Origin of the sequence: Spiroplasma clarkii, from assembly GCF_002795265.1 — a bacterium.
GTDB lineage: Bacteria > Bacillota_I > Bacilli_A > Mycoplasmatales > Mycoplasmataceae > Spiroplasma_A > Spiroplasma_A clarkii.
Genome location: NZ_CP024870.1, coordinates 1,239,230 through 1,251,295 on the forward strand (window position 1 = coordinate 1,239,230; position 12,066 = coordinate 1,251,295).

Below are 12,066 nucleotides of genomic sequence, written 5' to 3' on the forward strand. Positions count from 1 at the left end.
GGAGAAATTAACTATGTTAAATTTAAAAGGAAGAAGTTTAATGACGTTATTAGATTTTTCACCCAGAGAAATCCAATATCTTTTAGACTTATCAAGAGATTTAAAAAGAGCCAAATATGCAGGAACTGAAGTTCCAAAATTAGTGGGTAAAAATATTGCCCTATTATTTCAAAAAACTAGTACCAGAACGCGATGTGCTTTTGAAGTAGCAGCCCATGACCAAGGAGCTCACGTTACCTACATTGGAGCCGATGGATCACAAATGGGAATTAAAGAATCAATCGCAGATACTGCTCGAGTTTTGGGTAGAATGTATGACGGAATTCAATTTAGATGTTTTAGACATGAAGATGTTTTAGAATTAGATAAATATGCTGGAGTTCCAGTCTTTAATGGGTTGTCTGATTTATTTCACCCAACTCAAATGATTGCAGACTTAATGACAATAATTGAAGAATTTAAAACATTAAAAGGAATTAAAATGGTGTTTTGTGGTGATGCCCATAACAATGTGGCTAACTCACTAATGGTGGCCAGTGCCAAAATGGGAATGCATTTTGTAGCAGCTGCTCCAAAACACTTATGACCTGAAGAAAAATTAATTGATCAATGCAAAAAAATTGCTAAAGAAACAGGTGCAATTTTAGAATTTGATGAAGATATTATCAAAGCAGCCAAAGATGCTCATGTAATTTATACAGACATTTGAGTATCAATGGGTGAACCTGACTCAGTTTGAGATGAAAGAATCAAACTATTAAGTCCTTACCAAGTAAATAGTAATGTAATGAAAAGTGCCCGCAAGGATGCAATTTTCTTACACTGCTTACCTTCATACCACGATCTAAAAACAGATATTGGGAAAAAAATTCATGAAAAATATGGATTAAAAGAAATGGAAGTAACTGACGAAGTCTTTGAATCTAAAAAATCAAAAGTTTTTGAGGAAGCAGAAAACAGAATGCATTCAATTAAAGCAATAATGGTTGCTATGATGCGATAAATTCTAAAAACAAGTTTATAAAGAAAGGAAAAATAAAATGGAAGTAAAAGAAAAGAAAAAATGAAAATTTAAAATGCCTACAGCCTTTACAATTTTGTTTTTCATTATTGCCTTCTTGGTAATAATGTCTTGAATTCTGCATTGAAGTGGTGTCACTTATGATGGTGCAGATGGAGCTACAAAAATTGGAGCTATGGGTATCCTAGATATCTTCTGGTCTATCTGTCAAGGTTTCGTTGATAGAGCTGAGATTATAATTTTTATCTTAGTACTAGGAGGATTTATCTTCATTGTTTTAGAAACTAAAGCACTTGAAGCCTTTACCCAATCAGTTTCAAAAAAATTAGGAAATAGATCAATTTTCTTAATACCAATAATGATGTTCTTCTTCAGTTTCTGTGGTTCAACTTATGGAATGGCTGAAGAAACATTAGGATTTTATATGATCTTAATTCCCCTTGTCCTTTCAATGGGATATGATAAATTCACTGGATTAATGATTGTTTTATTTGGAGCTGGAGCTGGAGTATTAACTTCAACAGTTAACCCCTTTGTGATTGCTGTTGCTGTTGATGCTGCTAAAGTTGAAGGCTTATCATCAAGTAATGGTATGGCTTGAAGATGAATTTCTTGAGTTATTATTACTGGTGCTGCTATTACAATGGTTACATTATATGCAGTTAAAGTTAAAAAAAATCCACAAAAATCATACACTTTCGCAACACTTGAAGGTGATAAAACTTTCTTCTTAGGAGAACAACAAGAAGAAGTTAAATTTACAAAAAGAAGAATTGCCACACTAGTAATTTTCTTAATGACATTTGTTATTATGGTTGTTTACTTAGTGGCTTGAGATGACATTACCAACAGCACAGCAATGGGAAATGCAGGAGAATGAGTAAATACAAATATTCCTTATCTAACTGCTTTAATTCCTGGATTTGGAATGGGATACTTAGTTGAAGTATCAGTCTTCTTCTTTGTTAGTGCCTTAATCATTGCTCTAATTGGTTGAAGTGGTGAAGAACATTATGTTAACGCCATGATTGATGGAGCTAGAGATTTATTAGGAGTATGTTTAGTAATTGCCACAGCTGGTGGAGTTGGAATTATTATGGACAGTAGTGGTATCCAAAGTCTAGTAGTTGATGGTCTTTCAAAAGGAATGGACGGACTAAACTCAGTTGTCTTCTTATTATTATCATTTATTATTTTCTTACCTTTATCATTCCTAATTCCTTCAACAAGTGGGTTTGCAGCAGCAATCTTCCCAGTTTGAGGGCCACTTGCAGCTTCAATTGGAACTGGAGCCACAGGAGTAGCTAGTGGATCAATTCTTGCATTTAGTTTTGCAAGTGGGATCTTAAACCTATTCACTCCAACAAGTGGAGTTGTTATGGGTGCTTTAGGAATTGCAAAAATGGATTATGGAACATTTATGAAAGGGTCATGAAAATTCATTCTAGTTATGACTGGAACTGCACTTGCCCTATTATTATTAGGTTCTGCATTACCAGCATCAGTATTTTAGGAGGAAAAAAATGGCTAAAATAGTAGTTGCAGTTGGAGGCAATGCCTTAGGTAATAATCCTGAAGAGCAAAAAGAGATTGTCAAAATAACTGCAAAAAATCTTGTTGATATGGTGGAAAATGGTCACAACCTTGTGATTGTCCATGGAAATGGACCTCAAGTTGGAATGATCAATCAGGCCTTTAGCATAGCAAATGCCCATGATAAAAATTCACCAGTTGTAGATTTTCCTGAATGTGGAAGTATGAGTCAAGGTTACATTGGTTTTCATTTAACAAATGCTCTAGTTAATGAGTTTAAAAAGAGAAAAATGACCAATGATGTAGCAACAATCGTTACCCAAACAATTGTTGATAAAAAAGATTCTGCTTTTAAAAATCCAACAAAACCAATTGGAATGTTTTATGACCAACAACAAGCTGAAATTTTAAGTAAAACTCAACAATGGGATATGAAAGAAGATTCTGGTCGAGGTTGAAGAAGAGTTATTGCTTCACCAAAACCAATTGACATTGTTGAAAAGAAAGTAATTACAACACTTTTAGAAGCAAATACTACAATTATTGCTGCAGGTGGAGGTGGAATTCCAGTCTACTTAAACCAAGCAAGCTATCAAGGAATTGCTGCAGTAATCGATAAAGATTTTGCAGCCGCAAAAATTGCAGAGATTATTAAAGCAGATAAGTTAATAATTTTAACTGCTGTTGATAGAGTTATGATAAATTACAACACTGAAAATGAAGAAGCTCTTGAAAAATTAACAGTAACTGAAGTTGAAAAATTAATTGCTGAAAAACAATTTGGTGAAGGAAGTATGTTGCCAAAAGTACAAGCTGCAGTTTCATTTATTCAAAATGGTGGCCAAGAATCAATAATTGGTTCACTTGAAGAATCTGAAAAAGTAATTCAGGGACTAAGTGGTACAAGAATTTGTAAAGCTTAAAGTGACTAAAAAGACCAATGCAATGCATTGGTCTTTTTTTATTCTTCTTTCATTTTTTCTATTTTAATGTTCATTTTTCTTTTAAAGCGTTTAATTTTATCTATTTTTTGTTTTTTGGCAAAATTAAACTTAGCTATTTTCAAATCATCTTTATGGATTTTTTGATAGATTGCTTTAAAGATTAGTGTTTCAATAAAGATAAAAACAAATGGCAATACAGATAGTCCCACAGAAATTAATAAAATTGTTACGATAGTTTCTTCTAAAGTGTTTGGAACATTGAAGAAATCATTTAAACCAGGAATGAAAATTGTAATGATATTTAAAAGGAAGGCAATAATCATTGCTCCTAACATTCATTCATTTAAAGTGGCTTTCTCTGATTTTTCTTTAGCAATTTTTACTGTATTGTTTCTAATTTGTACAATTCAAACATAAAAGATTGGAGCAAAAATTATCACAATATATGCAGCAGATGAAGTTATAGCCATTAATTGATCAGGACTTTCAATTTTATCTTTATAACCATAATAAGCAATACAAAAAGCAATAATGGCAAAAATAGTATTAAAGAATGTTATTGAAATAATTTCAACAAAAATTCATTTAAAAACTGATTCATGTGGACTTCTTGGTTCATACATCATCACCTGCTCTTTTGAGTGAGCTAGTCCATATGGAATTGCTAAAATAGTTTCAACAGAAACAATATGTCATAAAACATTTATGTCTCCTAGAGCAATAATTTTACCTGTATGACCAACAATAGCTCAAAAAGAAAGGATAAATAAAATTACTAACATTTGAGAAAAGTTTGCTCCTAATAAGAAGGCAATTGCTCTTTTAATTTTTTCATAAACATTTCGTCCTTCTCTAACTCCTGAAATTATTGTGGCAAAATTGTCATCTGTTAGAATTGCTTTTGCAGATTCCTTGGCAACATCAGTTCCAGTAATCCCCATTGCAATTCCAATATCTGCTTTTGTTAGAGAGGGTGCATCATTAACCCCATCACCAGTCATTGCCACAATTTTGTTTTGACTTTGTAGGGTTTCAACAATTCTAGTTTTATGTTCAGGGTTAACCCTAGCAAAGACATTAACTGTTTTTAGTTTTTCTTTAAATTCTTCATCATTTAAGGCATCAATTTCTAAACCAGTTAAAGCTTCATTATACTTTGGAGAAGCAATTCCAATTTTTTTAGCAATGGCCATTGCAGTAATTTTGTGGTCTCCAGTAATCATAATTACTCTTATACCTGAATCATTAGCACGAGCAACTGCAAACTTTGCTTCTTTTCTTGGGGGGTCCATCATAGCAACCCCACCTAAAAATATTAAATCTTTTTCATAATTATCTTGGGCAAACTCTTGGCCAGTCTCAATAATTTTATAAGCTAATCCTAAAACTCTTAGTGCATCTTGTAATAGTGGTTCAACATTTTGAGATATTTCAGTTTTGATAGTTTCAGTTAATGGCACCACCTTACCATTTAAATAAATCTTTTTACAAATTTTTAATAAGTTATCAAGTGCTCCTTTTACATAAGCCACTTGTTTATCATCAACTTGATTAACTGTTGTCATCAGTTTACGTTCACTATCAAAAGGAATCTCATCAATTCTTTTATAAGTATCACGCAATTCAAGTTCATTAATGTTTAATGTGTGTCCTCAATCTGTAAGAGCAATTTCAGTTGGGTCTCCTAGTCGAGCATTACCTATTGAAATAGCATCACTACATAAAACCAATCCATTAACAAAATGTCATTGTTCTTGCTCTTTTGGATCATATTTAAAGTTTTTTAATTCAACAATGTTTTTATCTAAAAAGAGTTTTTCAATGGTCATTTTGTTTTGAGTTAAAGTTCCCGTTTTATCTGAACAAATAACATTAACTGTTCCTAAAGTTTCAATGGCATTAAAAGTTTTCACAATAACATTTCTTGAAGCCATTTTTTTTGCAGAAACAGATAGTGAGATTGTAACAATAATCATAATTGACTCTGGAATTAAAGCAATTCCAGCAGAAATTGAAAAAATGATTGCTGCAATTAATTCAACATTATTTTTTTCACCACCAGTTAAATAACTTAATAAGAAAATTCCAATTCCCATTACCAAAGCAATGGTTGAAATTCAAATTGCTAATTGAGTTAATTTTTTTTGTAATGGTGTTCTTTTAGTTTTTGTTTCAGAAATTGATTTAGCAATTTTACCCATAGCTGAGTATTCACCAGTTGCCACAACAACCCCAACAGCTCTACCATCAGTAATATATGTAGACATAAATCCCATATTTTTTTGATCACCTAACATCATTTCTGAATCTGCAAGTTTATCTGCATGTTTATCTACTGGTAAACTTTCACCAGTTAGTGCTGATTCATCAACTCGTAATTTAGGTGACTCAACAATTCTAATATCTGCAGGGATAAATTTACCTGTGTCTAAAAAAACCATGTCTCCTCTTACAATTTGTTCAACACTAATTTCGCTCTGTACTCCATCACGTAAAACTACTGCTTTTGGTTCAGCTAATGATTTTAAAGCTGTTAATGATTTTTGGGCTTTACTCTCCTGAGTGGTTGCAATAATTGAGTTAATTAATACAACACCAAAAATCACAATAATTCCCGGGATTTGTTCATGCTCAATTCTACCAATTAAAATTATTGGTAGAATTATTGACAAGAATCCTGCAATCAGCATAATGATTGCTAGAGGGTCAGCTAAAGTTTTTAAAAAAATTAATCAGCCTGGCTCTCTTTTGGCTTCAGCTAATTTATTTTCACCTTCATCAAGTAGTTTCTTTTTGGCAAGTTCAGAACTTAAACCAGTTTCTGGATTTGTTTTTAGCTTATCAAAAATTTCTTGGTTGGACATTGCAAATCATCTCTTATAATTTCTAATGTCATTCTTATTTTGATTTTCCATAACGTCTCCTTTGTTTACATTTGTAAAAGATGCTGATTTAGGTCTGTAAACGCAACCTATTCTTGAAAACATCTTGTACCACACAATTATAGGACTTTAAAATATTTTTGCAAATTTAACACTCGCAAAAAAACCTTTTAAATAGGGGTTCTACCATTATTTTAAAATAAAATTAAAATTAAAACTATGTGGTTTATTGATTTAAAGCAAAAAACACAGTACTTTGTACTGATTTAAAGAAATGTTTAAGCTGTTGATGTTTTTTGCGTCTCAGATGGTTTATCCTTTGGATTTTTCTTTCCAAGTCCTTTTTTAATAATTAAATTGGGTAATTCATTTAATTTAAAGTTACGCATTTGATCTATTTTTTTAGTATAGTTAGCAAATAAAACAAATGGTGAATAAAGTGTTGTTAAGATAACAATATTAATAAAAATAATTAAGAAAGCCATGTTGTCTCTGGTTGAGGCAAAGCCTCCAAAAATTGGAATAGTATTTTGTGGGACAAACACTGTTGTGTATCCCAAGAAACCATTAACTGTAGCCATGTAAGTTAAAATCCCCACAAAGATTGGTCCAAGCATAAATGGAATAAATAGAATTGGGTTTAAAACAATAGGAATCCCAAATAAAATTGGTTCATTAACACTAAACAATATTGCTATAATTGATAGTTTTGTGGTGTTACGTCACTCTGCTCTTTTTGAGAACATAAAGATTGCTAGAACTAAACCAATAGTTCCTCCACTTCCTCCAATTTGTATAAAAGAAAACATGAATGAATTAGTAAAGACATATTGGGGAGCATTCCCAGCAGCAATTGCTGCTTGATTTTGTAACAAACCATCTAGCTGTAATGGTTCAATTATTGGAGAAATAATTCCATGAGGGTTAACTCCTAAAAATCAACAAAATTGTCAGACACTAACAACAGTAGTCATTCCTCATAACCCAGTAATTGCTTCAGTTAAAGGCAATTGTAAAACAATAACTACAATTTGGTTTAAAGAGTTGACAGAAACATAACTTCCTTGGATTTGGATTTCTCCAACATTATAACCAACAAAAGAAATGATAAACTCAATCAAGGCAAAAACTATTAAAGTTATGGCAAATGGTACCAAGACATTAAATGACCTAATTACCCCATCAGGAACACTGTTTTTGTCTAAGTTTATTTTTAAACGTTCATTTTTTGATAAGTTACCATAAATTACTGATGAAAAAATTGAAACTAAAACAGCAGTTAAAAGTCCAGAAGTCCCCATAACTTTGATGTCTGTAATGAAAATTGGGTTGACAACAATATAACAACCCATTGCTAGTAGCATCATCGATCACCTAGATGAATTATAATGAGGTGCTAAATTATAGGCAATGGCTCCTGCAAGTAAAAGGGCATAAAAAGCAAACCCTGCATTGTAAATGTTTTCTCCAATATCACGAACCTTTTGAAGGTTCTCTAAGGTATCTACTGAAAATGAGAAAAGATTTAAAAACCCACCGTATTCTGGTGAAATAAAGGTATTGTTAATAATTACAAAGATTGCTCCTGCAATAATTAAGGGCATCAAGGCAAAAAAACCATTTCTTAAGGCTGCAATAAATTTTCAATTTGAAAACTTATTGACATCTTTGGCAAATCTTTCTAAATAGACTTTAAATGGTAAAACATCTGTTTTCCCCTTATTGTAACGCAATTCTAATTTTGCATTAACAACCCTTTTGTGTTGGTACTCAATCTTACTTTTTAATTGGTTTGCTAAAAATAAAACTTCAATTGAAAGTTCATAGATTGAACGTTCATTATCATTCTTAAACGGTTTTAGTTTATGGTTAATAAACTTTCTCACTTTATATTTATACCTTTTAATTTGTGGGTGTTGCTCTTCAAATTCTTGATACAGATGATTAATGTTCTTTTGAAACTCTTGGTGGTACTCTTCAATCAATTGATTGGCCTCTTTTTGAACTTCAAGAAAAGTATCTCTATAAATAATTTCATTAGCAATTCTTTTAAATTTTGAATCTTTTCATTTTTCTTTAATTTGACGATTATTTTTTTTGATTTCTTTTGCCAATTCTTTGATTTTTTTAATTCTTAATTTATATGCTGATTCAATTGACTTGATTTCATCTTTTGCTTTATCTAAACGAATTGTGATTTTTGCTTTAAATTCTGAATTCAATTCATCTCTGTTTAAAGCATACTCTTCATATAAGGTGTTAACGTCTTTGTACTCATATTTTGCTCTAGCAACTTCATTTTCAAATTCAGTTTCCAAGGCAAACAATTTTTTATTTAATAAGATTTTCATTTCAGGTTTAATTTGAGGAAACTCATTTTTTTTCTTTCCAACCAACCATTTGTATTCATGCAAATCTTTTTTCATCTCTTTAAGTCTTTGCTTATCTCGAATGACTTGTTTATAAATACTAAAAACTTCAGGGAATTTTTCATATTTTTGCATGATTACACCTCATCTCCTTGGGAAGTTTTTGAACTCCCTACTGTGTTGATAACTTGCTCTCTAAAATCTCAACCATATAAATAAAGTTGTGCTCTATTTCTTAAATTAAAATCAGCAATATATTTTTCAATATTTAGTGAACTGTCTGTTGTACCTTCATCCTCACGATAAGTTTGGGCAAACCGAATAATTTCTTGTCTTGTTGGTTTTTCATATGAAGTGGTCTCACCATCTGCTGCTGTGTTTAAAATTCGACTTGGAAACTTTTCAAAGTAGTTAAAAATCCCTGTTTGAGTCATTGTTCCAACATTCAAATAGTTAATTAAGTTTTTTTCAAAACGAACACTAACCTGAGAATTACCCATTGAACGGGCTGTACCCTCACCAACAAGTTTTAAAAGTGGGATCATCCTTCCACGAGTTACTTCAACAATTAGACTTCTTAAATCATTCACAAAGATTCCAAGATCAACAACTTGACTGCTGTTGCCATCAGTTTCACGCAACTCTTCATAGTAATGGTTGGCTTGGATTCAACCTTCATATAAAAGGTTCAGGTTTTTACGCAAAACTGCATAGCGAGCAACATTTCTTTGGAATTCAATGTTGGTAATTAGATCTCCCAAAAAAGTTAATAGTGATCTTCGTGTATTTGCTGCCAAATGTGTTGATAAATTTCTTTTATCATCTTTTGTGTCATAATAAAACCAAATACTTTCTAATTGGTTGTTTTCATGTTCACCTGGTTCTGCATTAGCAACAGTATTAATATCTTGATAAACTATTTGGTATCAAGCACTTAAATTATTATTAATTAAAGCCTCAAATCAGGCATTTAATTGCACATACATATCAACTGCAGCTTTTCCAAAGTAATAAGCCATATTATACTCTTGAATATCATCAGAATTTGTGACATAATTTGCCAAATGATAGTTAGTTTTAAAGTAAGTATCTAGCAAGTTTTCTTCAGCTTCCCCTTCTTCTCGATCTTTATCACAAACTGAACTAGTTAGTTCACCCTTATAATAAATTGGGGTACAAAGATTATTGTAATGAAATTCGGGCAAATTAAAAAAACTTTCCTTTTCTAGATCTAAGATGTCTCTAATTTTTCTAGTTGAAACACCCTCACAAGCAACTGTTAGAATTGAAGAAGCAACTAGTGTTGCTGACATTGTCAAAGAAGAAATCAGTGTTAACAGCCTTTTCATAAATTTACTCCTATTTCTTTGTGGATTGAATATATTTTAACAAAAAAAACTATTAATTTATACACTAATCTTGTTTCCAACCCAAAATATCCACTAATGTACTTAAAAAATAGTTTTTCTACTTTAATAACCCATATTCATATAGTTTTTTAAATCTTCCTGGGGCTTTTTTGAGTTCATCAAATGTCCCTATTTGTGAAATTCCCAAAGTTTTATCCAACACAATTACTCTATCAACATTTTTAATAGTACTTAGACGGTGAGCAATTACTACTGTGGTTCTACCTTGCATTAAATTATTAAGTTCTGCTTGGATTTCTGCTTCCACAATGTTGTCAAGTGCACTTGTGGCTTCATCAAGAATTAACAATTGGGGGTTTTTTAAAAATAAACGAGCAATTATTAACCTTTGCTTTTGCCCACCAGAAAACATAAATCCTCTTTCTCCTAAAATGGTGTGATAACCTTGAGGTAAAGTCATTATGATGTCATGTAAATTAGCTTTTTGAGCAGCTGCCTTAACTTCTTCATCAGTTACATTTGTTAATCCATAAGCTAAATTTTCAATAACTGTTCCATAAATTATCTGAGGTTCTTGTTCAACATAACCAACCATCGAAAGGTATTGGGGTAAATCTAGTTCTTTAATATTGATCCCATTTATTAATAACTCACCTTCTGTAGTGTCATAAAACCTTAAAAGCATTTTAGCAATTGTAGATTTTCCCACTCCAGTTTCACCAACAAAAGCATAACTTTTACCTTTCTCTAATTCAAGATTAATGCAAGGGAGAATTTGTTTCATTGGAGATTCAGGATAACTAAAAGAGACATTTCTAAACAAGATTGAATCAATTGAACAAATTTTACGTCCATCATCTGGAATATCTAAAAGGGTTTTGGCTTTATAGATTAAATTTAACCTCATAACACAGTTTGCCATTCTAGTCATTCCACGCAGTGATTGAGTTAGTAATAAAATATTGGGCATCAAGCTTGAAGCTGCACTAATTACAGCAACGCATAAACTAGCAAGAGTTGCTGGATCTGTACTTGATCGATACAACACAATTGTAATCATTAACATAAAAACTGGAAATGCTGTGGCAAAAACTCCATTTAAAATTAGCATTCATGATTGAAAACGAACTGAACGCATTTGTTTCACATCATACTTTTTGTGTAATTCTTGATTTCTTTTGGTTTCTCGTTCTTCAGTTCCAGTAGCTTTAATTAATCTAATGTTAATAATTCTATCAATAATGTCTGCATCAATTTCTTGACGTTGGTCCACAGCAATTAAGATTGCTCGACGATAAAAAATAAACATAACTCAAATGGCACACATTAAGGCAAATAAAAGTCCTAAAGCAATGTAACCAATAGTGACATCAATTCCAAAAACTATACTAGTGGTCACAACTGTTGTGGCAATAGTATAAACAAAATTGGTAAAAAATTCATTAAAAGCATCACCAAATCATTGACTATCATTGATAACTCTTGACATTATTAAGCCAAGTTGGTTTTTTGAATAATAACTAATATCAATTTTAACTAAGTGAATTAAGGCTTTTTGACGTAAGTAGATTTCAACTTTTTTTGCAAACAACATTGAAAGTAAGTTTGTTAAGAACCCAGAAAGTAACATTGCACAAAAAACACCCAATCCAGCAAAGGCTCAACCAACTCAAGATAAACTAAGACCTCAAAAACTTGCAATACCACCATTTGTTTCTTGCTCAACTACTGCTGTGGTAATCCCTTTAACAACAATAACTAGTGAAGAGAATAACATTGAATCCACAATATTTATAAGAATTAGGCAAGTAAAAACATAAGGATGTCTTTTAATCCCACCATTTATGGTCTTTAAAACATCTTTAAATTTTTCAACACTAAAAGCCTTCTCGGAAGCAAATTTTTCTCTTTTCATTGGTACTTACACTCACTTATGTATTTCTAATT

Annotated in this window: 7 protein-coding genes; 3 read left to right on the forward strand and 4 right to left on the reverse strand. The window is 31.5% G+C overall.

Annotation, left to right across the window (positions count from 1 at the left end):
* Positions 1–13: 13 nt before the first annotated feature.
* From argF to arcC, 3 genes are read left to right on the forward strand one after another with little or no spacing between them, the layout of a single operon-like run.
* On the forward strand, positions 14–1,003 hold the full coding sequence (gene argF, locus SCLAR_RS05665; RefSeq protein WP_100254963.1) for an ornithine carbamoyltransferase: 990 nt from the start codon (positions 14–16) through the stop codon (positions 1,001–1,003).
* 37 nt (positions 1,004–1,040) lie between these two features.
* Complete coding sequence (locus SCLAR_RS05670; protein ID WP_211277546.1) at positions 1,041–2,534, forward strand: YfcC family protein; 1,494 nt, start codon at positions 1,041–1,043, stop codon at positions 2,532–2,534.
* 10 nt (positions 2,535–2,544) lie between these two features.
* Complete coding sequence (gene arcC, locus SCLAR_RS05675) at positions 2,545–3,477, forward strand: carbamate kinase (protein WP_100254964.1); 933 nt, start codon at positions 2,545–2,547, stop codon at positions 3,475–3,477.
* Positions 3,478–3,515: 38 nt separating this feature from the next.
* On the opposite strand, the gene SCLAR_RS05680 is transcribed toward arcC, so the two are convergent.
* The 4 genes from SCLAR_RS05680 to SCLAR_RS07260 form a co-directional block, all read right to left on the reverse strand.
* Entirely contained in the window at positions 3,516–6,413 is a 2,898-nt protein-coding gene (locus SCLAR_RS05680; RefSeq protein ID WP_169921858.1) for a cation-translocating P-type ATPase, read from the reverse strand.
* Between the two features lie 245 nt (positions 6,414–6,658).
* Entirely contained in the window at positions 6,659–8,884 is a 2,226-nt protein-coding gene (locus tag SCLAR_RS05685) for a PTS transporter subunit EIIC (RefSeq protein ID WP_100254966.1), read from the reverse strand.
* Positions 8,885–8,886: 2 nt separating this feature from the next.
* Positions 8,887–10,098, reverse strand: coding sequence for a hypothetical protein (locus SCLAR_RS05690; protein ID WP_100254967.1), 1,212 nt, complete (start codon positions 10,096–10,098; stop codon positions 8,887–8,889).
* A gap of 118 nt (positions 10,099–10,216) precedes the next feature.
* Positions 10,217–12,034: an ABC transporter ATP-binding protein gene (locus SCLAR_RS07260; RefSeq protein ID WP_169921859.1), complete on the reverse strand. Its 1,818-nt coding sequence runs from the start codon at positions 12,032–12,034 to the stop codon at positions 10,217–10,219.
* Positions 12,035–12,066: the final 32 nt, after the last annotated feature.